This is a genomic window from Enterobacter chuandaensis, assembly GCF_003594915.1.
In the GTDB taxonomy this organism is placed as follows: domain Bacteria; phylum Pseudomonadota; class Gammaproteobacteria; order Enterobacterales; family Enterobacteriaceae; genus Enterobacter; species Enterobacter chuandaensis.
This window is the reverse complement of the sequence record NZ_QZCS01000005.1, coordinates 90,540-109,756: the sequence shown is the minus strand read 5'-3', so window position 1 is coordinate 109,756 and position 19,217 is coordinate 90,540. Positions and strand designations below refer to the sequence as shown.

At 56.7% G+C, this 19,217-nt stretch carries 18 protein-coding genes; all 18 read left to right on the top strand.

What is annotated here, in order from left to right; genetic code table 11:
- Positions 1-46: 46 nt before the first annotated feature.
- The 18 genes from D5066_RS10085 (at position 47) to D5066_RS10000 (ending at position 19,217) form a co-directional block, all read left to right on the top strand.
- On the top strand, positions 47-589 hold the full coding sequence (locus D5066_RS10085; protein ID WP_119915860.1) for a hypothetical protein: 543 nt from the start codon (positions 47-49) through the stop codon (positions 587-589).
- Positions 580-987, top strand: coding sequence for a putative T6SS immunity periplasmic lipoprotein (locus D5066_RS10080; RefSeq protein ID WP_080329394.1), 408 nt, complete (start codon positions 580-582; stop codon positions 985-987). Before D5066_RS10085 ends, D5066_RS10080 begins: the two co-directional genes overlap by 10 nt.
- A gap of 80 nt (positions 988-1,067) precedes the next feature.
- The gene (locus D5066_RS10075) at positions 1,068-1,559 is read left to right on the top strand and encodes a type VI secretion system amidase effector protein Tae4 (RefSeq protein WP_023330611.1); all 492 of its coding nucleotides are present in this window, start codon (positions 1,068-1,070) and stop codon (positions 1,557-1,559) included.
- On the top strand, positions 1,556-1,909 hold the full coding sequence (locus tag D5066_RS10070) for a T6SS amidase immunity protein Tai4 family protein (RefSeq protein WP_119915859.1): 354 nt from the start codon (positions 1,556-1,558) through the stop codon (positions 1,907-1,909). Before D5066_RS10075 ends, D5066_RS10070 begins: the two co-directional genes overlap by 4 nt.
- A gap of 50 nt (positions 1,910-1,959) precedes the next feature.
- A complete protein-coding gene (locus D5066_RS10065) occupies positions 1,960-2,949 on the top strand; it encodes a hypothetical protein (RefSeq protein WP_119915858.1) in 990 nt (329 codons plus the stop codon).
- A 1-nt stretch (position 2,950) separates the two neighbouring features.
- Complete coding sequence (locus D5066_RS10060; RefSeq protein WP_119915857.1) at positions 2,951-3,349, top strand: hypothetical protein; 399 nt, start codon at positions 2,951-2,953, stop codon at positions 3,347-3,349.
- 110 nt (positions 3,350-3,459) lie between these two features.
- Entirely contained in the window at positions 3,460-5,220 is a 1,761-nt protein-coding gene (gene tagH, locus D5066_RS10055) for a type VI secretion system-associated FHA domain protein TagH (protein ID WP_119915856.1), read from the top strand.
- Entirely contained in the window at positions 5,217-6,014 is a 798-nt protein-coding gene (locus D5066_RS10050; RefSeq protein WP_023336024.1) for a PP2C family protein-serine/threonine phosphatase, read from the top strand. Before tagH ends, D5066_RS10050 begins: the two co-directional genes overlap by 4 nt.
- A gap of 16 nt (positions 6,015-6,030) precedes the next feature.
- Positions 6,031-7,023, top strand: a complete 993-nt coding sequence (locus D5066_RS10045) for a hypothetical protein (RefSeq protein WP_119915855.1) — start codon at positions 6,031-6,033, stop codon at positions 7,021-7,023.
- A gap of 9 nt (positions 7,024-7,032) precedes the next feature.
- Positions 7,033-7,845 (top strand): type VI secretion system accessory protein TagJ, encoded by an 813-nt coding sequence (locus tag D5066_RS10040; RefSeq protein ID WP_080329388.1) that lies wholly within the window; start codon positions 7,033-7,035, stop codon positions 7,843-7,845.
- Positions 7,838-8,401, top strand: a complete 564-nt coding sequence (gene tssE / locus D5066_RS10035; RefSeq protein ID WP_028013485.1) for a type VI secretion system baseplate subunit TssE — start codon at positions 7,838-7,840, stop codon at positions 8,399-8,401. Before D5066_RS10040 ends, tssE begins: the two co-directional genes overlap by 8 nt.
- Positions 8,402-8,403: 2 nt before the next feature.
- Positions 8,404-10,275, top strand: a complete 1,872-nt coding sequence (gene tssF / locus D5066_RS10030; RefSeq protein ID WP_119915854.1) for a type VI secretion system baseplate subunit TssF — start codon at positions 8,404-8,406, stop codon at positions 10,273-10,275.
- Complete coding sequence (gene tssG, locus D5066_RS10025) at positions 10,272-11,315, top strand: type VI secretion system baseplate subunit TssG (RefSeq protein ID WP_119915853.1); 1,044 nt, start codon at positions 10,272-10,274, stop codon at positions 11,313-11,315. Before tssF ends, tssG begins: the two co-directional genes overlap by 4 nt.
- A gap of 35 nt (positions 11,316-11,350) precedes the next feature.
- The gene (tssH, locus tag D5066_RS10020) at positions 11,351-13,966 is read left to right on the top strand and encodes a type VI secretion system ATPase TssH (RefSeq protein WP_119915852.1); all 2,616 of its coding nucleotides are present in this window, start codon (positions 11,351-11,353) and stop codon (positions 13,964-13,966) included.
- A 24-nt stretch (positions 13,967-13,990) separates the two neighbouring features.
- The gene (locus D5066_RS10015) at positions 13,991-15,409 is read left to right on the top strand and encodes a serine/threonine protein kinase (protein ID WP_119915851.1); all 1,419 of its coding nucleotides are present in this window, start codon (positions 13,991-13,993) and stop codon (positions 15,407-15,409) included.
- A gap of 65 nt (positions 15,410-15,474) precedes the next feature.
- The gene (locus D5066_RS10010; RefSeq protein ID WP_119915850.1) at positions 15,475-18,060 is read left to right on the top strand and encodes a type VI secretion system Vgr family protein; all 2,586 of its coding nucleotides are present in this window, start codon (positions 15,475-15,477) and stop codon (positions 18,058-18,060) included.
- Position 18,061: 1 nt separating this feature from the next.
- Positions 18,062-18,568 (top strand): hypothetical protein, encoded by a 507-nt coding sequence (locus D5066_RS10005; RefSeq protein WP_244288139.1) that lies wholly within the window; start codon positions 18,062-18,064, stop codon positions 18,566-18,568.
- A 94-nt stretch (positions 18,569-18,662) separates the two neighbouring features.
- Entirely contained in the window at positions 18,663-19,217 is a 555-nt protein-coding gene (locus tag D5066_RS10000) for a hypothetical protein (RefSeq protein WP_244288138.1), read from the top strand.

Below are 19,217 nucleotides of genomic sequence, written 5' to 3'. Positions count from 1 at the left end.
ACCGGGGAGTTTTCCCCGGTCATCATCTACCGGCAAGGAAGATAGCATGGCAAGTTTGCAGGAAGGAGGCGCCCGTCCTCTCACCATTGGCGAAATAGCATTGGCTCGCTCGGTTTTTGGTGACGCAATAAAATATTCAGTAGTTAAAGTCCATAATAAAAGCTATTTGCCATTTAATATGCAGTCCACAGATGTCGCGATGACACCCAATGGTGAGTTGTATTTTCGTGAGCCGCATTATCGGGATGATTTCTCTATAGAAGTTCCACGATATAAACACTGGTTTATTCACGAGATGGTGCATGTGCTACAGCATCAGGTTGGAATGAATGTCCGAACCCGAGGCGCATTCAGTTGGGCTGCCAGTTATAATTACTCTTTGCCCCCGGATAAAAAGCTCTCGGACTTTGGCATGGAGCAGCAGGCCTCCATCATTTCAGATTTTTATTATTTGATAAATTACGGTCTGGGTGATTTTCGAAACATTGCCGGGTTTGAAGGGATTATCGGGCCGGATCTCAAGGATAAATATCAGCAGGTGTTATCTCTGTATTTCAAAAATCCTAAGGATCGGCGGGTATGGTTATGAAACAGCTCTACGGTGTTTTGGCGGTCACGTTAATGGCAAGCGCTTGTGTGTCTCATCCTGCACAATATCGATCGCTTGAGGTTACGCTTAAAAACAATGAACCCTGCTTTGCTATTCCCGCTAACTCTGGGTTAGAAATGCCTGTTACCAGCCATTCGCCCACCGTTATGAAACGCGCCGGAAATGAATGGAAAACGATATCGCCGCCCTCTACGTTTAGCCCTGAGGTGACGTTAACGACCCAACAGTGTCACCAGTGGAATGGTGTTGCGTGGCAAGCCGGAGAATATGATGTTGCCCTGAGAGTGTCGGGTAAAAGCGATTCTGTTCGTTATGCGGCCCGCTTCATCTTAATAGAAGATTCTGCAGGCCAGTTTAGGCTTACGCAGACTGAATAGAATGTATTGCCCCTCCAACGCTGCCGTTCCCGCCCCGAGAACGGCAGCACCATCCTGAGCATCTTACCAGGGAGAACTTGATGTCTCATATGCGTCCTGCTTTTGGTGCCGCCTGGAACCGTTTCAGAGAAGTGAACGTAAACGTAGAACAGGTTGGCAAATTATTGGGTGGAAAAGTTCAGCATAATATCGACGCCGGTATCTTTAAAAATGCCTGCCCAATTCGTATGAGTTACGTTTTAAATTACTGTGGCATTCCAATTCCTTCTAACAGTAAATATGCGACAGTGACCGGAAACGACAAAAAGCGCTATATGTTCCGCGTTAAAGATATGATTGCATTTCTACCCACGGTACTGGGCAATGCAGATATGTCGGTCTCTTCCCCAACGCCAGCGCAATTTGCAGGCAAGCAAGGCATTATCATCTTTACCGGGCATGGCTGGAGCGACGCAACCGGTCATGTAACACTCTGGAATGGTAATATTTGTTCTGATGACTGTCATTTCCTTGGTTCGCCGGGTAATGGTTCATTTATTCCTACCAACGCCACATTCTGGAGCCTGAAATGAAACGTTTACTGCTGTTCGTATTGGCATTAAATGCCTCTGTTGTTTATGCCCAAACGCTGCCTGCCATCAGCGCTTTTTCTCAGCAACAAATTTTTGAAAACTGGGTGCAAAATCGGTGCATCAGTAAGATCGCGGACAGTAAAAGTCTGAAAGATGATGCAGAGGCCAGCGCGGCCGCATGGCTGGAAGCAAGCGATCTGCCTGCTGAAAATTTTGAAAAAGCTGACAAGGTGATTGCAACTTTACTGAAAGAGAACGTGGGCGGTACTCAGTCGGGTCATTATCAGGTATTGAAGTGCAGCTTAATCGTCAATAGCGACGCGATTCGTCCGCTGAAAGCCCAAAAATAGCATTTCACCGTTTAATTATGCGTTTTAGTTGAGATACAGGGAGTTCTTTCATGGCAAATCAATCAAAGGTTGCTCCGGGCTACTGTGTAGTACAGCAACCGGGTACGCTGGATTTTCAGGCAAGACAACTGTTTGGTAGTTCACGCAATGAAAAATCCGAGTATTTCATGCAGTTGAACAAAGATACAGCTTGGGTCAAACCTGGACAGATATTAATTGTTGCGGATCCACATAATGATAATCAATCACATCAGATTAATGGGTTAGCTATTGCTAAACAGAAAGTAAACAACGCGCTTGCAACTATTGATGGCTCTACCGCTGAATTTTTAAAGAATAATTTTGATAATATTGCCGCCATCACTGCATGGGGTGATACCTTAGTAGGGAATGCAAGCAGTGCGGGGGTGTCTTACTTTAAACAAATTGAAAGTATTTTGATTAAAATCGAAAAGACGTATCAAAATCAGTATCGAACACAAGGTGCTCTTATTGGGCAGCAGTTTTATGCAGAACGTAATGCTCTTCTTGCACAACTCAAACCACTATTAAACAAACTTACGAAAAAACAGCTCAAATTTAGAGATTATGCGGATCTTAAAAGAGCATTGGGACTTTCTACAAAATCAATTGTTCATGAATGGAGTACGGTTGGTATTGGTGCGATTCCTGGGTACTCAACATATATCGACCGGGCGTCCAGAATTGCAGTTTATATGAAAGCAGGTGGATGGGTTGCATTAGGTTTTTCTTTTGCGAATACGACTAACGAAGTCTATTACGCATGCACTCTAGGTAGAGAACATGAATGTGGCAAGGTTGCAGTGAGTGAATATAGCAAATTTGGGGGCGGTGTTGCTGGTGCAGCGTTAGGCTCCTCACTTGCTGCTCCTGTTTGTCTTGCATTAGGCGTACCAACAGCGGGGACAGGCACCCTCGTTTGTGGTCTGGTCGTCGGCGCAGTGGGGGCCGCGGGGGGCACAAAGGTTGGAGGATTTGTAGGAGAACAAATGAATAATTTAATCTTTAGCGGTGAATAGCGTGATTGCTGATAATATATATTCTGCTTTTATTATCTGTGTTTTTGCAATATTTATAATCCTTGTGCTAACGTTCTATGTTGATTACCAGAAACATTCCGGTCAAGTTGATAAAATCTATGAGTTGCTAATTCAGATAAACTTGCTCAAGGAAGAGGATTATCAGACCTGGAAAAATCTTGGGTTTTGGGGGTTTGGTTTTCGCACCACAATTTTATCAAGGCTTCTGCGGGGTGAACGTATAAAACTGACGGAATCACGCTGGCTTGAACCTCAATCTTGCAATATTGTTTTATCTAACTTCGAATTATCCTGGATTAATTCATATAAAAGAAAGGTTAAAGTTGCTACGGCTTTGTTTGTACTACTTTTAATACTAGCAAGCGTTAATGAAATATAATTTTACATTGAAGATTTAAATAATGCTTTTTGGGTTGACCCCAAACGCCGCCGTTCTCATCCCCGAGAGCGGCAGCGTTTGAGCGCTAATCATACCAGCAGGAATACGCCATGCGATTCACGATTATTTCTACGAAACCCGGTCATCAGCCGCCGCAGAGCAGCTGTGATTTTTACGCCCCGGGCGGCACCATTGGGCGCGGTACGGATAACAATCTGGTATTGCCTGACAATGACCGCACCATCTCGCGTCTGCAGGCCATTGTCCACGTTGACGCTCAGGGCGAATGCCGCGTCACCAACCGTGGCAGCGTTACCCGCGTGGTATTAAATGATATTCCGCTGGAGCGGGGACGTCAGGTTGAACTTCAGGATGGCGACATCCTCGGTATTGATGACTACCGTATCGAAGTCACCGAACTGATCCACGATACGCAGCCGGTGAGCCGTATGGCGGCCAGCATGCAGCAGCAGGCGCGTCCAACAGCTGCACCCGCTGCGCCCGCAGCGCAACCTAAGGCCGCGAGCCCTGCGCCACGCGGCAAGGCTGAACCGACCGCCGTGCCGTCGGAAATCTGGGACAGCCTGATGCAGGAGTTCTCCATCTCCGACAGCATCTCCAGCAACCGCGCAAAACCGCAGCCTGCGGCATCGCACGATCCGTTCTCCCAGCCCGCAGCGCCGGAGCGTAATGCCGAAGATCCGCTGGCGATGTTCAACGACAGCGATCCAACGCTTGAGCGTAAGAACGTCGACCCGGACACGCTGTTCAGCGACGAAGCGCTGTTCAAAAAAGAGAGCATTTTTGACGACGTGACGCCTTCCACGCTGGTGCCGCCGGTTGAGGGGCAGCCCGCACCTAAAGAAGACGCGGCGGACGAGCTCGACCCGTTAGCGCTGTTCGGTGGCTCGGCCAGTGCCCCAGCCGCGCGCAATGATGACCCGCTCGGCCTGATGGGCGGCGCGCCGTTAACCCATCCGGATGACATTATTGACGAAAAGCCCGCGCCAGTACCTGAACCGGAGCAGGAAGAGGACGTGCTTGCCGGTTCGCCGTTGTTTGCCCCCGAGCCACAGGAAGCTCCGCGTGAAGAAGAGCCCGCGCGGCCTGATTACGCAGGCTTCACCATGCCTACGCCGCAGGCCGTTGCGCGCAGCAGCGCTCAGGCGCCGAAGGGGCGTCTGCGCATCGACCCGGTCAATAACGCCGCTTCATCAACCGCCACCGCGAATAACGGCGAGAAGGGAGAGGTGCTGCAGGGCGAACTGCTGGAGGCGCTGCTGGAAGGCATGGGCCTCAGCGAAATGCAGCCGGTTCCGCAGTTTGACCGGGAAAATATGCGTCAGCTGGGGCAGATCCTCGGCATGTTCTCGCAGGGCACCGTGGCGCTGCTCTCGTCTCGCTCCATACTCAAACGCGGCGTAAAAGCCGATATGACCATGGTGCTGGACGATGCCAACAACCCGTTCAAGCTGCTGCCGACCGGCAAAACCGTCTTGATCCAGATGTTCGGCACGCCGATGCCGGGCTTTATGCCGCCGACCAAATCGGTGCGCGACGCGCTAATCGACCTTCAGGCGCACCAGCTGGGGATGATCTCCGGTATCCGCGCCATCATCGCCGCGATGCTGCAGTCCTTTAACCCGGAACAGCTGGAGGAGCAGGCGAAGCAGAACGGCATGACCTCTCGTCTGGCGCTGCCGGGGAGCCGCAAAGCCGCCCTGTGGGACTATTTTGTTCGCAGCTATGGCGAGACGGCGGGCGAGATTGAGGATGACTTCCACACTCTGTTCGGCGAAGCCTTCCTTCATGCGTATGACATGGAGGTGAATCAGTACAAAGACTCACAGAGCGGATCGGAAGACAAATGAATATCGCAACCGCTTCTCTCTCCCGCCAGGGGACGCGCGCCAGCAACCAGGATCAGACGGGAGAAACCATAGGGGAACGCTCGGCCTGCTTTGTCGTCTGTGACGGCATTGCGGGGCTGCCCGGTGGTGAAGTCGCCGCGGAACTGGCCCGCAACAGCATTATCTCCCGCTTCGATGGCGACAAACACCTCAACGCGCAGCATATTCGCGACTACGTGCAGACGGCGAACCGCACCATTCTGAGCGAACAGCAGGCCGTTCAGGACTATCGCCGGATGGGCACGACGCTGGTCAGCCTGTTCATAGACCGGGACTACGGGCTGGCGTACTGGGCGCATGCCGGCGACAGCCGCCTGTACCTGTTTCGCCGGGGATGGCTGTGGCACGTGACCACCGACCACAGCCTGGTGCAGCAGATGAAGGATGCGGGGCATCAGACGGACGATCTCAACAGCAACCTGCTGTATCTGGCGCTGGGAATTGAAAACGGCGGACCGGAAGCGAGCTACAGCGACGTGGTGCAGGTTGAAGACGGCGATGCCTTTTTACTCTGCACCGACGGGTTCTGGCACGGCGTCAGCGAAGAGCAAATGAAGCAGTCGCTGCACATGGTCAATACGCCGCAGGAGTGGCTGACCTTAATGAACCAAATCATTCAAAAGAATGGCGAACAGGAGGGGAATGCCCAGGATAACTATACTGCCCTGGCGGTATGGATGGGCAACCCTCAGGACACCACTTTGCTGCACACCCTCTCTGACGCAGCACAATTTCTTCCCTGCGGAACTGATTAGACACACAAGGAACGATATGAAACTTTGGCTATCGGGTTTGGCACTTCTGGCGGTCACCTCCACCGCGCAGGCTGAGAATTTCCGTATCGTGCAGTCTCCTGCACAGAAGCTGGATATCTGGATCGACAACATCAAAGACAACACGCCGCAAAGCTGGTGTAAGCCAGAAGTGGCGCTGCGCATTGTGGCGAACGGCAAGAAAGATGTCTCCGTGCTGGAAAACTTTGTGCCGCGTCTTGGCTCGCTGCTGGAACACCAGTGCAGCAAAGTGAATAAGCTCAGCTGGACGCTTAACGATCCGGCGGGAATGACGCTGGCGCAGGGCACGGCAGCCAAAGCGCAGGAGTGGGCGCTGGTGGTGAAACAGCAGCAGGCTGCGCCAGCCCTCGACACGACTACCGCCAGCGGCGCATTACTGCCACCGGATCAGAATGTCGCATCGCAAACCGTCGCCGCTGACCGCACGCCGTGGCAGGAATTTACCCTTCAGGATGGCTGCCACCTGCGCACCTTCTGGGAAGGCGGCGCGTCTGCTCCGGCGCTCTTTATTCCGGATTCTGACACCACCCGCTGCGGTAACGGCAGCTGGCTGAGCGGTCACACCGTTATCTCCCAGTCCCGCAACGGCGGACAGAAAGAGATGGCGGTGACCTATATCCACGGCTTCCCGGTGATGGGGCTGAATCAAAGCGCCGACCCGGAAAACGCGCTGATCACCTCCGTCAACAAAGAGCGCATGGTATTCAGCACCCCAAACAGCGATCAGAGCTGGATGATCCTGCCTTACGATAACACCCTGAACAGCTGGAAGAGCAACGGCACCGTAGCGGTAGAAATTTCCCGCGAGACCGCCAGCGACGATGCAAAACTGCAGGCGCGTATTGCGGCGGTGAAAAAGACCTGGAGCGCCTGGGTCGCACCCGGCACTCATTTGAATATCGTTCTGATTGATACCCTGCGCCCTCAGCTGCGCGATCCGGCAGTGGGCGCATGGCGCGCGGCGAATTAAGGAATGGCTATGAATACGCTCTATCAACACCTGGCGGGTGAAACGCTCAACGACGCGCTGGCGCGCCTTGAAGCGGAGATCAAAGCCCGTCCGGCAGATGCCGACCTCCGCGCCGCGTTCGTGCAGTTTTTAACCCTCAGCGGCAACTGGACCCGTGCCCTGACCCAACTGAAAAGCTGGCTGGCGCTAAAGCCACAGGCGAAGCCAACCGTCACGCTGCTGGAGCAATCCATTCAGGGCGAGCTGCAGCGCGCGCAGGTGATGGCGGGGCAGGCGCGTCCGGCTATGCCTGAAACCCAGTGGCCCTGGCTGACTACGCTGGCCGCGGCGCTGAGCGAGGAGGGCGAGCGTGCCCGGTCGCTGCGCCTTGAAGCGCTTGACCAGGCGCAGGCCACCCCGGGTCACATCATCCACGAAAACGATGAAGCTCAGGCGTTTGACTGGCTGATGGACGGCGATGCCCGTCTCGGACCGGTGTGCGAAACCATTGTGAACGGCCGCTATTTCTGGCTGCCGTTTAACGCTATCGCCGAGGTTCGCTTCCAGGCACCGGCCAGCGTCACCGATCTGGTCTGGCGTCACGCGCTGGTGCGCCTGACCGACGGTACGGAGCAGGTGTGTCAGATCCCGGCGCGCTACCCGTTTGCTGCCGATGCCACTGATGCAGTCAAACTGGGCCGCACCACCGAATGGCAGCCGCTCGACGAGGACGGCACCCTTTACGAAGGTACGGGCCAGAAAGCCTGGCTCAGCGAGCAAAGCGAAAGCCCGCTGCTCTCCTTAAGCCTCGTGACGTTTGCGACGGATGGAGCCGATGAGTAATCCCGCTGGCGAAGGCGATCTGCTGCGCAGCGGCTGGCAAGCCCGCAGCAGGCAGGAGAAGGTGGGGGCGCGCGACAAAATGCAGCCCTCGCTGCTCGATCGCCTCACCGATAACGACCCGGAAAAAAAGCGCGAGCCGGCGAACAGCAACCTGATCACCCACGCTGCGCTGCGTCGTAACGTACTGCGCGATCTGCAGTGGCTGTTTAACACCATCAACCATGATGCGTCCGGGGATTTGAGCGCCTTGCCGCACGTGAGCCGCTCGGTGGTCAACTTCGGCGTCGCGCCGCTCGCCGGGAAGAGAATGTCGGATATCGAATGGCACGACATTCAGCGCAAGCTCACCGAGGCCATCATCAATTTCGAACCGCGCATTTTGCCGCAGGGGCTGCAGGTCCGCTGCGTGTCGGATACCTCCTCGCTGGATCTGCACAACGTGCTCTCCATCGAGATCAAAGGGCGCTTATGGTGTGTGCCGTACCCGCTGGAGTTTCTGTTTCGCACCGATGTCGATCTGGAAAACGGCCATTTTGAACTGAAAGATGCGGGGTAATCATGGAAAGTAAACTGCTCGAATATTACAACCGTGAACTGGCCTACCTGCGCGAAATGGGGGCCGAATTTGCCGAACGCTACCCGAAAGTTGCCGGACGGCTGGGCATGCGCGGCATCGAAGTGGCGGACCCGTACACCGAACGCCTGATGGAAGGTTTCGCGTTTCTGACCTCCCGCGTGCAGATGAAAATGGACGCGGAGTTCCCGCGCTTCTCCCAGCGTCTTCTGGAGATGATCGCGCCAAACTACCTCGCGCCCACGCCCTCGATGGCGATTGCGGAAATTGAACCCGACAGCAGCCGCGGCGATCTGAGCAACGGCTTTATTGTGCCGCGCGGCACCATGATGGACAGCCTGGCGCTGAAAAAAACCGGCGTAACCTGCAGCTACACCACGGCGCACGAGGTCAATCTGCTGCCGCTGAAAATCGATAAAGTGGAGCTCGGCGGCGTGCCCGCTGACCTGCCGCTGGCGCAGCTCGGCTTAGGCCAGCAGGGGATCAACAGCGCCTTGCGGATCCGCATTGCCTGCGATGGCCCGCAAAACCTTGGGCACCTGAATTTTGATCGGCTGGAGTTTTTCCTCAGCGGCCCGGACATTGAGGCGCTGAAGCTGCTGGAGCTGGTCATGGAGCACCACGCCGGGATCGTCTGCCAGACGGTCAGCCCGCAGCCGCAGCGACAGCTGCTGGCAACGGATGCGCTGCGTCAGGAGGGCTTTGCCCCGGACCAGGCGCTGCTCCCGGACGATCTGCGCAACTTTGACGGCTACCGTCTGCTGCAGGAGTATTTTGCATTTCCGGCCCGTTTCCGCTTTATCAGCCTGAGCGGTCTGAGTACGCTTATCCAGCGTTGCGAAAACGAAAAAGCCTTCGACATTTTCATTCTGCTCGATAAGTCGGATGAACAGCTGGAGCGCGTGGTCGATGCCAGCCATCTGGCGCTGCACTGTACGCCGGTCATCAACCTGTTCCCGAAAGTGGCGGCCCGGCAGAAGCTGAACGATGGCCAGCATGAATACCATCTGGTGGTGGATAACATCCGTCCGCTGGACTATGAAATTTACGCGGTCAAAAAAATCTTCGGCAGCGCCGATGGCCAGCGCGACGACCAGACGTTTCGTCCCTTCTGGAGCACCTGGAGCGGCGACGCGGGCAACTACGGGGCCTATTTTTCCCTGCGCCGGGAACAGCGCGTGCTCTCTGAGCACGCCCTGCGCTACGGCACCCGTACCGGTTATATCGGCTCGGAGGTGTTTGTCTCGCTGGTGGATGAGCAGCATGCGCCGTGGCAGGAAAACCTGCGCTATATCTCTGCCGAGGTGCTCTGCACCAGCCGCGACCTGCCGCTGATGCTGCAGCAGGAGCTTGGGCAGTTCATTATGGCCGACTCCATGCCGGTGAAATCCCTGACCCTGCGCAAAGGCCCGACGCCGCCGCGTCCGGCGCTGGCGGAAGGGTTCAGCACCTGGCGGCTCATCAGCCAACTGCAAATGAACTACCTCAGCCTGATGGACAGCGAGAATGAAGAAGGCGCGGCGGCGCTGCGCCAGCTGTTAGGGCTGTACGCCAACCTGGCCGAAACGCCGGTTGCGCGGCAGGTGGAGGGGGTTCGCCACTGCGTACTGGAGCCGGTTCACCGCCGCGTGCCCGAGCCCGGCCCGGTCGTTTTCGCCCGAGGAATTGGCATCACCCTGACCGTAGACGAACGGGCGTTTTCCGGTGCCAGCCCCTGGCTTTTCGGCAGCGTACTGGAGCGCCTCTTTGCCCGGCTGGTCTCCATCAACAGCTTCACCGAGTTCACCCTGAAGAGCCAGCAGCGCGGCGAGATTGGCTACTGGGCGCCGCGCATGGGTAAAAGGGCGCTGGTATGAGTGACGCCACCACCGCACCGCTGCGTGTGCATCGCCTGACGAAGCTGCCGGATGCGTTCTGGCACGGGGTCCGTGAGACGCCCTGGCGCTACGATCTGTTTCAGCTGTTAAGGCGCATCGATGCCCAGGGCGGCGAGCGCTACCCGCTGGGGCGCGCGCCGCTGCCGAAATTTGAGCCGCTGCGCATTGGCCAGCAGCCGTCGATGAGCTTTGCGCCGTCGACGCTGGCCGAGGTACGACAGCGTGAGGAAGGCGGGCTGCACGAGGTGTCTATCCTCAGCTTCGGTCTGTTTGGCCCGAACGGCCCGCTGCCGGTACACATGACCGAGTACGCCCGCGAGCGGATTCATCATCACCAGGACACCAGCCTCAGCGCGTTTGCCGATCTGTTCCATCATCGTCTGGCGCTGCTGTTCTACCGCGCCTGGGCGGACGCGCAGCCCGCCGTTTCCCTCGATCGCGCCGACAACAGGCGCTTTGAAGGCTACCTGTCGTCGCTGATTGGCATGGGGCAGCCGGGCCAGATGAACAAAGGCAGCCTGAGCGCCCATGCCCGCTTTACCCACGCCGGGCACCTGACCCGCCACGGGCGGGATCCGGAGGGGCTGGAGAAGATCCTGCGCCGCTATTTTAAAGCGCCGGTTAAGCTGGTGAGCAACGTGCCGCAGTGGATGCCCCTCTCCACGCGCGAGCAGGCGCAGCTGGGAGCAGGACGCCGCATGCCGCGCATGGGGGAATCCGCTTTTCTCGGCGTCGCCGTCCGCGACGTGCAGCATAAGTTTCGCATCGAAATTGGCCCGCTGGGCGCGGAGGAGTACAACCGCTTTCTGCCGGGCGAAGCGTGGGTCACCGAGCTGCGCGACTGGGTGCGCCAGTACGTTGGAATTGAATTTGAATGGGAAACACGGGTGATCCTGCGTGAAGACGCGGTGCAGGGCGCCACGCTCGGCGGCACCGGGCGTTTAGGCTACAACACCTGGCTGGGCCTTCAGCCGCAGCCTGTCCCGCGTGGCGATCTGGTGTATCGCGCAGAGCGATAAATTTTTCTAACGCATTGTTATCAACGGAACCGAACATGTCAGAAATTAGCCGTGCCGTGCTTTTCGGCAAACTGGATACGCTGTTATTTACCTCTCTGGAAAGCGCGACTGCCTTCTGCAAGCTGCGCGGCAACCCCTACGTTGAGCTGGTGCACTGGCTGCATCAGCTGATGCAGCAGCAGGATGGCGATCTGCAGCAGGTCATCCGCCACTTTGGCCTTGATGAACAGCAGCTGACGCGCGATATCGTGGCCGCGCTGGATGCGCTGCCGCGCGGGGCGAGTTCCGTTTCCGATCTCTCCGAACATATCGACAGCGCCGTGGAGCGCGCCTGGGTTTTCGGCTCGCTGAAGTTTGGCGTCAGCCGCATTCGCGGTGGCCATTTGCTGATCGGCATTCTCAAAACCTGGAATCTGGCTAACGTGCTGAAAAGCATCTCGGCGCAGTTCACCCGTCTTAACGTCGAGGTGCTGATTGAGCAGTTCGATGCAATTTGCGCCAACAGCAAAGAGACGCAGCAGGCCGCTGCCGCCGTCGACGCGCCAGCGGGTGCGGTACCGGCGGCGCAGGGGACGCTGGCTCAGTACGGCCAGGACCTGACCGCCCGCGCCCGCGACGGGAAGATTGACCCGGTTGTCGGGCGCGACGAGGAGATCCGCCTGATGGTCGATATCCTCATGCGTCGCCGTCAGAACAACCCGCTGCTGACCGGGGAAGCCGGAGTCGGGAAAACGGCGGTGGTGGAAGGGCTGGCGCTGCGTATCGCCGACGGCGACGTGCCGGAGCCGCTGCAAAACATCCAGCTGTGGCTGCTGGATATCGGCATGCTGCAGGCTGGCGCAGGTATGAAAGGCGAGTTTGAAGCCCGGCTGCAGGCGCTCATTAATGAAGTCCAGTCCAGCGCCACGCCGATTATTCTGTTTATCGATGAAATCCACACTCTGATTGGCGCAGGCGGCCAGCAGGGGACCGGCGATGCGGCAAACCTGCTGAAGCCCGCGCTGGCGCGCGGCCAGCTGCGCACCATCGGGGCCACCACCTGGGCAGAATATAAAAAGTATATTGAGAAAGACCCGGCGCTGACACGTCGTTTCCAGACCGTACAGGTTCACGAGCCGGACGAAGCAAAAGCCATTCTGATGCTGCGCAGCACCGTGTCGCCGCTGGAGACGCACCACCAGGTCCTGCTACTCGACGAAGCGGTCAGCGCGGCGGTGAAGCTTTCGCATCGCTACATCCCGGCGCGTCAGCTGCCGGACAAAGCCGTTGCGCTGCTCGACACCGCCTGCGCCCGCGTGGCCGTCAGCCAGAGCGCGCCGCCGGCGCAGCTGGAAGACTGCCTGCGCCATCTTGCCGCGCTGGACGTGGAAATTGAAATTGCTGAACGCGAAGCCCGCGTCGGAGCCGGTGACGCAGAGCGCGTAGCGACATTACGCGCCGAACGCGACGCGTATGAAACAAAACGCGAAGCCCTGTCCCGGCGCTGGGAAGAAGAGCGCAGCCTGGTGCAGGAGATCATCCGCCTGCGCGCCGCGCTGTTTGCGGCAGGGGATGACGATACCGCCGAGCTGCGCGGTCAGCTGGCGGAGCAGCAGCAGGCGCTGAACGCCTTACAGGGTGACGAGCCACTGCTGTTTGCGGCGGTAGATGAAAACGTGGTCGCCGCGGTCGTCTCTGACTGGACCGGGATCCCGCTGGGCCGGATGGTGAAAAACGAGATCGACGCGGTGCTGAACCTTGCCGACACGCTCAACCAGCGCGTCATCGGCCAGCGTCACGGGCTGGACCTGATTGCCCGTCGCGTGAAAACCTCCCGGGCGAAGCTCGACGACCCCAACAAACCGGTGGGCGTCTTTATGCTCTGCGGCCCGTCCGGCGTCGGGAAAACCGAAACCGCGCTGGCGCTCGCGGAATCCCTGTACGGCGGCGAGCAGAACGTTATCACCATCAACATGAGCGAGTTCCAGGAAGCGCACACCGTTTCCACCTTAAAAGGTGCGCCTCCGGGGTACGTAGGGTATGGTGAAGGCGGCGTGTTAACTGAGGCCGTGCGCCGCCGCCCGTACAGCGTGGTGCTGCTGGACGAAATTGAAAAAGCGCACCCGGACGTACATGAGATCTTCTTCCAGGTCTTCGACAAAGGCTGGATGGAGGACGGCGAGGGGCGTCACATTGATTTCCGTAACACTATTATTATTCTGACCTCCAACGTCGGCACCGAGCTGATAAGCGCCATGTGCGCCGATCCGGATCTGATGCCGGAGCCGGAGGCCTTAAGCGGCGCGCTGCGCCAGCCGCTGCTGGAGGTATTCCCGCCAGCGCTGCTGGGCCGTCTGCTGGTCGTCCCGTACTACCCGCTCAGCGACGAGATGCTCGGGCTGATAGTTCGCCTGCAGCTTAAGCGCATTCAGCGTCGTCTGGAAGAGAATCACAGCATCATTTCTGAGTTTGACGACAGCGTGGTGGAACAGATTGTTCAGCGCTGCACCGAGGTGGAGTCCGGCGGCCGCATGGTGGACGCTATTCTGACCAACACCCTGCTGCCTCAGATGAGCCAGATCTTACTTACCGCCAGCCGCAGCGACGAGCAGTACCGACGTCTGCACGTCACCTGCAAGCAGGGCGAGTTTCACTGTCAGTTTGCCGCGTAATAATCATCAAGAGAACTGTAAAAGATGACGGATAATGATAACAATCGGACTGTCCCAAACGCGCTCCCGGTCGGGTACCGCTTCAACGAGTTTGAAATCAAAGAGGTGATCGGCGGCGGCGGTTTTGGCATTGTCTATCGCGCGTGGGATCACCAGCTCGAACGCACTATCGCTATCAAAGAATTTATGCCTTCCTCCCTTGCCGTGCGCGGCGACGACATGACCCTCGTGCTGCGCAGCGAGCGTTTTAGCAAAGCGTTTTCCGCGGGCCTGAACAGCTTCATTCAGGAAGCGCGTCTGCTGGCGCGTTTTAACCACCCGAACCTGCTGCACGTCCTGCGTTTCTGGGTGCAAAACGACACGGCCTACATGGGGACGCTGTTTTACAGTGGCACTACGCTTTCGCGCCTGCGCGAAGAAAAACCGGAGCTGATCAACGAAGCCTGGATCCGCCGCACGCTGCCGATGCTGTTCGGCGCGATCAAGACCATCCACGACGAAGGCTACCTGCACCGCGATATCTCGCTGGATAACATTCAGATTCAGGATAACGGCCTGCCGGTACTGCTCGATTTCGGCTCCGCGCGCCGTACCATCGGTAACCTCTCCGACGAAACGGAAACCATGCTGCGCCCGGGCTTTGCGCCGATTGAGCAGTACACCGACGACAACGAGAGCGAGCAGGGCCCGTGGACGGATATTTACGCCCTCGGCGCGGTGCTGCGTACCCTGATTGTGGGCTCTCCGCCGCCGGTCAGCGTGGTGCGCTCCATTCAGGACACCTGCAAACCGCTGGTGGAAATCATGCCGCAGGGCTACTCCATCCCGCTGCTGCAGGCCATCGACCGCGCGCTGGCGCTGCACATGGAGGACCGTCCGCAGTCTATCGACGAATTCGCCGCGCTGATTGAGATGCCTGTCGCCGGGATCAACGACGTGCTGACCGCTAAAAAGACCGGCACCATGCTTGTTCCGGTTGAGGAAGAGAAACCGGCTTCGGTACTCGACTGGCGTCGCTACAAGATCCCGGGCATGGTTGCCGCGGGCGTGCTGGTTGGCGTTGTCGCCGGCGCGATGCTGTTCAGCGGCGGCAATGATACGCCTGAGCAGGCTGCACAGACCCCGTCAGAGACGCGTCCGACTGAAACCGCTGCGAACACGCCGGACGTGAAGCCACAAGCGGCGAAGGCGAGCGAGCAGGCGACGGCGCAACAGACGCCACCGCCTGTCGAGAGCCCTGTTGCGCTGGTCTATATCCGCATTCTCGACGGCGAAACCCTGAAAGTGAACGGCGAGCCAAAAGCGCTGCGTCCGGCAACCAACGGCTATGCCTCGCTCAAGCTGCCAGCCGGTGAGACGAAGATTGAACTGCAGGGCAACGGGAGAACGCGCAGCCAGACGCTGGAAATCACCAAGCCGGGTACCTGGCTGGTGAATCCGTAGAATTACGCTCAGTCACAGATGTGAACCTCTTTTCTGAATCGCATAAGCCAGATGGAATAAAGATTATGCTCAACCGAATTACCGTTCAGCTCCCGGTGGAGGGGCTTCTGTTCTGGAAACTGACGGGCCGCGAGGCGATGTCCGAGTCGTTCGCGCTGACGCTGACCGTGCTCGGCACGGACGCGCGCATTGACCGCAGTAAGCTGCTTGGCCAGCCGGTCACGGTGACCATCCCGACGCAGAACCTGCTGACCTCCCGGTACATTAACGGCAAGATTACCCGCGTGGCGGTCAGTGCCGTTGAGCTGACGGGCACGCGCTATGCGGTGTACCAGCTGACGGTTGAGCCGGACCTGTGGCCGATGAAGCGCGACCGCAACCTGCGTATTTTCCAGGGGCAGACGGTGCCGCAGATTGTGAAAACCCTGCTGGGCGAGCATCAGGTTAACGTTGAGGATAAACTCACCGGCAGCTACCGGGTGTGGGACTACTGCGTGCAGTATCAGGAGTCGAGCCTGGACTTCATCAGCCGCCTGATGGAGCTGGAGGGGATTGCGTATCACTTCAGCCACGAGGCGGGCAAACACACCCTGGTGCTCACCGACGCCGCCACGCAGCATCAGCCGTTCAGCGGCTATGAGGTCATTCCCTACCACCAGACGCCGTCCGGCGGCAGTACGGACGAAGAGGGCATCAGCCAGTGGGCGCTGGAGGACAGCGTGACGCCGGGGATTTACAGCCTCGACGACTATGACTTCCGCAAGCCGAACGCGTGGCTGTTCCAGGCCCAGCAGAACCCGGCGTCGCCGAAGCCGGGGAGCATCGACGTGTACGACTGGCCGGGACGCTTTGTGGACAAAGGTCACGGGGAGTTCTATGCCCGTATCCGTCAGGAGCGCTGGCAGGTTGAGCACCAGCAGATTCAGGCCACCGCCACGGCGGCGGGAATAGCGCCGGGGCACACCTTCACGTTAACCAACGCGCCGTTCTTCAGCGACAACGGCGAATATCTGGTGACGGCGGCGGGCTACCACTTCGAAGAGAACCGCTACGCGAGCGGCGAGGGGGAGACCATTCACCGCACTGATTTCACGGTCATCCCGTCAGCGGTGGTGTACCGTCCGGCGCAGAGCACGGCGTGGCCGCGCACCTACGGCCCGCAGACTGCAAAAGTGGTGGGGCCGAAGGGCGAGAGTATCTGGACGGACAAATATGGCCGGGTGAAGGTGAAATTCCACTGGGACCGGCTGGCGAAGGGGGATGACACCAGCTCCTGCTGGGTGCGCGTGTCGAGCGCGTGGGCGGGCCAGGGCTACGGCGGGGTGCAGATCCCGCGCGTCGGCGATGAGGTGGTGGTGGACTTTATCAACGGTGACCCGGACCGTCCGATTATAACCGGGCGCGTGTACAACGACGCGAGCATGCCGCCGTGGGCGCTTCCGGCCGCGGCGACGCAGATGGGCTTTATGAGCCGTTCTAAGGGGGGCTCCGTGGATAACGCCAACGCCCTGCGCTTTGAGGACAAGGCGGGCGCGGAGCAGGTGTGGATCCAGGCCGAACGCAACATGGACACCAGCGTTAAAAATGATGAAACGCACAGCGTCGGCGGAGCGCGCAGCCATTATGTGAAGAAAAACGAACTGCATCGCGTGGAAGCGAACCAAACTCAGGCGGTGAAAGGCGGAACCGAGATCCTGACGGGGAAAGGCAAACTGGATGCGGCGGTGGAGCAGTATGTCATTGCTTCCGGGACGAAGCTGCGGCTGGTCTCAGGTGAAAGCGCGATTGAGCTGAACGCTAACGGCAAGATTAACCTGATCGGCAAAGAGTTTAATTTCTTTGTGGAAGGGGATGGACATATCACCACTGGCGGTAAGCTGCATCTGAATACCTCTGGCACAAAGCCGGGCACAACGGCTCCAGGGTCGGGGCATAAAGGAGATATTGATGCGGCGGTGCAGGCGAAGTTTTCGCCGCAAGAGAGCGCTAGTCGTCCTGCCCCCGCTGCGGCTCCAGCAGCAGGCCAATCGAAACCTGCTCCAGCTTCGGCGTCAACAACAGCCCCGCCTTTGAAAGGGAATTATGTTTACAAAAATAATCCGAATAGCTCAGATGTTATGCCTTTCAATGACGATGTTGTAAAAGAAATCAATAAGTCGCCTACCCTTCAAACTCAGTTAAAAGATTTGAAAGACAAGGGATGGGCGATTCAACCAGGAGCGACTGGTGGGGGAAGTTATACTGATTCGGATAATAAACTGATCGTTATGGATCCCGAACACATGGAAGACACAGCCAATACAGTACAAACACTGGCTCATGAAGCAGGGCATGCAACATATCCTGTTGCAGCGGACTATTCTAGTAAAGAAAACTTCGTTAACAGCCAGCTTATGGATGAAGGCGGTGCAACCTTGAATAATATCAAAATACAGCGTGAAATTTTGGGAAATGGCGGTATTGATATTGATATAGCAGGAAGCCCGGAAAATCTCAAAGCTTACAATGCAGCCTATGATAAAATGGTAAGTGGAGAGCTGTCGCGGGTTGACGCTGCAAAAGCTATAGGTAAAGTCTACGGTAAAGGCGAAATAGCTTCTGGTACCGATCTCAATTACAGCGATTATTACGGGGGTTTCTATGGTAAGTAGAATGACAAAAAATACCATCCTCTTTTTGCTCCCACTATTTTCAACTTTTTCTTACGCAGGACAAACAAACATGAACCAAGATTCTTTATGGCATATTGTTAAAGAACTCAAAACAGTCTGGGGAAAACAGGCCGAGGATGTCAGTAAACTTTTCCATCAACCACTGGTCCCAAAAAATCCAGAAGCTAAAGACCGTTATACGTCAGTTCCATTCACATTATCTGATGGAACACGCATCAGCGATGTAGATGTTCGTTTATGGGGGAACGGAGATAATAGCGTTTCACTTGTCTCGTTTGTAATCGAACAGCCTTGCATTACGCTCGACCAGGTCAAAGTGCATTTCCCAGATGTTAAGGTATCTAATATTCCTCGCGGAAATACCGCAGGGCAATCTGTGGGATATCGAACCGCCACTGATGAGCGTGGGCTGGCATGGGCATTTAGTTTTCCTGTAATGAACCAGGAATGCCTAAATCGAGTCGTTATGTCACGTTACGATCGTTAATAGGTGTTGTGTTTTCCTGCCGGTACGGGTATTTCGCTGCCGGTTTGCAGCATCCGCGATAAGCGTAATTTACATCAAGTCAGTGACGATTAACGTGAAAAAATACACGCCCATATTTCTTTGTTTTTCCATGATGTTTAGTTGTCTGAGTAGCAATGTGGTTTTGGCAGAAGCTATGCCGCTCGTTCTGACAAAACAGGATTTTTCCGTGAAGGTCAAAGACCAGTCCATCGCCCTGGGCGACAGATGGACTCATGATATTGCCCGTAAAATTGACGTACCGATGGAAGGCCGTTTTACCGGTGAGGTTACTTTTGACGGAACTAATTATAAATTCTTCCAGCATCAAAGGGCTGGGTTAGCTATATTCAGTTCCAATCTCTGGTGGGATAAAGCGGAAAGAAGCGTTGATGATTATATCGTGTCTCAAATTACGCTGACTGCCGAAGACTTCGCAACGCCGCGTGGTGTCCATGTGGGTTCAACGAGAGAGGAACTGAATAGCGCATACGGTACCGGTCAGGTAGACAATGATTCGGGGGAACAGTGGATTACCTACGAGTTGGGTAAAAAAGCGCTCTCGTTTGAGATGAAAGACGGCAACGTTTTGAAAATAACCATGAATTACAAAAATGGCTCTTCAGAGTAA